Source organism: Paenibacillus sp. N119s, from assembly GCF_059447605.1.
Map to the genome: position 1 here is coordinate 1 of NZ_JCAJRU010000421.1, position 1854 is coordinate 1854.

1 protein-coding gene and 2 pseudogenes are annotated in these 1854 nt (G+C 43.9%); 1 reads left to right on the forward strand and 2 read right to left on the reverse strand.

Annotated elements, in window-relative coordinates:
* Nucleotides 1-313 precede the first annotated feature (313 nt).
* Both AC5V8P_RS25380 and AC5V8P_RS25385 read right to left on the reverse strand, forming a co-directional pair.
* On the reverse strand, nt 314-469 hold the full coding sequence (locus AC5V8P_RS25380) for a hypothetical protein (RefSeq protein WP_196771868.1): 156 nt from the start codon (nt 467-469) through the stop codon (nt 314-316).
* A pseudogene (locus tag AC5V8P_RS25385) lies at nt 464-568 on the reverse strand (transposase domain-containing protein); the annotation flags it as partial. The gene AC5V8P_RS25380 and the pseudogene AC5V8P_RS25385, both read right to left, overlap by 6 nt.
* Nucleotides 569-936: 368 nt before the next feature.
* On the opposite strand from AC5V8P_RS25385, the pseudogene AC5V8P_RS25390 reads away from it, so the two are divergent.
* Nucleotides 937-1716: pseudogene (locus tag AC5V8P_RS25390) on the forward strand (glycoside hydrolase family 16 protein); the annotation flags it as partial.
* Nucleotides 1717-1854: the final 138 nt, after the last annotated feature.

Genomic DNA, 1854 nt, shown 5'->3' on the forward strand with positions numbered 1-1854 from the left:
TCAATGCCTATATGCTGGATTTCTTCGATATGTATCTGAAAAATCAAGGCGGAATCTTAATGAAAGGACCGGATAGCCGCTTTCCGGAGGTGAAGTTCGTAACCTCGCTATTATAAATTACGGAACAGGCAACCGATTTTGATATGCTCCCTTCAAGTAGACAGGTTGTTTTATGAATAAACCGCTACTTGAAAGGGAGTTTTCCTTTGTCTAATAAGAACGAATACAATGCGATTGAGAAACTAGCCATCATACAGGAGTTAAAAGCAGGGCAGAGCAGCCGTGTAGGAGTAGTAAAAAACATAACACAACGTTACCACCTTAGTGAAGTGGCGATATCGCTATGAGTTGTACGGAAATGAGGGGTAAGGTTTCCTCCGGATAAGAAGCTTTGTGGATGCTCGCCGCCACGTGTCTTCTGGTAATTGTAGATGACCGCCGGCGCTACACCGCGTCTGATGCGATACAACGGGAATTCTAATTGATCTGGATGCGTCTGCTCGCTGGAAGCACCGAAACGCTTCTTTTTCGCTAAGCGGAACTGCTCTTCGTACTCTTTGAGCTTCGACAGAACAATGATTTGCGGAGCACTAAGCTTTCATCGTGAGGCCACTTGCCCGATAGGCTGCGATACGTGCTACTACGTTTGTTTTAATTGCTGTTAAATTTCTTATTGATTTATAAAGACCGGCTTTATCTATATGGGAAAGTAATTTTTAAGAAAAAACCTTGAATATAGGTTGAATATGGATTTTGTTTCCATTATACTCCTGCTTGAGCGGTATATTTTTTCAATCGTCTATCTACGATTCTAATTTATGAGCTGTTCAAGAAAAAATATAAAGAGAGGTGATCCCCGTTTCAATGGTCAATACCGCTTGGAGGCTTATTTTCCTGCAGTTCTAAGAACTTGGATTATTATTGAGGAGGGAACTAATGCTAAGAAAAGGATTATGTGCGGTTGCGCTACTCAGTCTCCTAACCGTTCTGCTTCCAGCAATGCATACAAGCGCAGCACCGAACTCGAATCTTGTGTGGAGCGACGAATTTAATGGAACCTCGTTAAACCGGTCCAATTGGACCCCTGAAATCGGTACCGGAAGCGGCGGATGGGGAAACAATGAACTGCAGTACTATACCAACCGTACGCAGAATTTGCAGGTTACTGGAGGCAATCTGGTCATTACGGCACAAAAAGAAGCTTACGGCGGAATGAATTACACCTCAGCCCGGATCAAAACTCAAGACCTGAAAAAATTTACTTATGGGAAAGTAGAAGCACGCATCAAGTTACCGTCCGGTCAAGGGATATGGCCGGCTTTCTGGATGTTAGGCAGCAACATCAGCTCGGTAGGTTGGCCGAAATGCGGAGAAATCGACATTATGGAACGTGTAAACAACAATCCTTCTGTGAACGGTACTGTGCATTGGGATGCGGGAGGCCACGCTGATTTTGGGCGGGTATCGGGCAATCTGGATTTTTCCCAATACCATGTGTACAGCATCGAGTGGGACTCCAAGTATATTCGCTGGTTTGTCGATGGACAGCAGTTCAATGAATTTTATATAGAGAATGGAACCGGGAACACCGAAGAATTTCAGCAGCCGTTCTTTATTCTCCTGAACCTAGCGGTCGGCGGAAACTGGCCTGGTGCTCCCAATAACTCGACGCAGTTCCCGTCCCAAATGCTAGTCGATTACGTGCGTGTCTATCAATAAAGTGTGGGTATTAGATACAATTCATATGAACATTATAAAAGCAACCCCGGTCATTTACGGGGTTGCTTCAATTCGCTATAAATTAACTCGCTACTAAGTCTTAATATCTGGTCATTCACATTTACGTTACTTAAT